Genomic DNA, 1,004 nt, shown 5'->3' on the forward strand with positions numbered 1-1,004 from the left:
AACTTCAAAGCCCGCGACATCCGCGAAGTCCTCGATGCGACCCACATGAAGGGCAAGAACATCACGTTCCTCGACGACTTCTCGCGCGACGAAATCCTGAACCTCTACCGCGCCGCGGAAATGCTCGAGCCCTTCATGCGCACGGGTACCGATCTTCTGAAGGGCAAGGTCCTCTACACGCTCTTCTTCCAGCCCTCGACCCGCACCCGCTGCTCGCACGAAAACGCCATGCACCGCCTGGGCGGCTCCGTCATCACCGAAGCCGACCCGACGCACAACTCCTCCGTCGCGAAGAACGAATCCCTGGCCGACAGCCTGCGCGTGACGTCCGAATACGCCGACGTCATCGTCATGCGTCACCCGAACGACGTGGAAGCGCTGGGGGCTCTCAAGGAAATCGAAGGCCACTGCAGCCCGGTCATCTCCGGCGGCTACGGCCACGTCACGCACCCGACCCAGGGCCTTCTCGACTCCTACACCTGCTGGCGCGCCTTCGGCGATCTCTCGAACGTGACCGTCGCGATCGCCACGCCCGACCTCTCCCGTGCCCGCTCCGGGCAGTCCTTTGCGTTGGCCTTGGCCGCCATGGGCGCCAAGATCATCTACACGGGCACGAGCGAACTCCGCACGCCGGAAATCGTCCGCCAGAAGCTCCAGAAGATGGGCGCCAACTTCGAAGAGCACTTCGACCTCACGATGAAGCAGAACGAAGAGCTCTACATGGATAAGGGCGTCGACCTGATCTATCTCCCGGGCTGCTCCGTGAAGAAGGACGACCCGAACCGCGCCGACTTCGAAAAGAAGATGGCGAACTACTACGTCTCCTTGGACATGTTGAAGAACATCAAGGCGAAGACCGGCAAGACCGTGGGCGTGCACCATTCGCTCCCGCGCAACCCGGGCGAATTCGACTTCGGCATCGACAACACCGAGCACCAGCTCTACTTCCGCGCGATCGGCTTCTCGGTGGCGCTGCGCATGGCGCTCCTCTCCGCCGTTGTCGG

The 1,004-nt window shown here is 62.6% G+C and carries 1 protein-coding gene; it reads left to right on the forward strand.

Annotation, left to right across the window (positions count from 1 at the left end; translation table 11 throughout):
• Positions 1-1,004 (forward strand): aspartate/ornithine carbamoyltransferase family protein (locus HMPREF9440_RS02740; protein WP_008541270.1); only part of this gene is annotated, 1,004 nt, incomplete at both ends.

The organism is Sutterella parvirubra YIT 11816 (genome assembly GCF_000250875.1).
Lineage (GTDB): Bacteria > Pseudomonadota > Gammaproteobacteria > Burkholderiales > Burkholderiaceae_F > Sutterella > Sutterella parvirubra.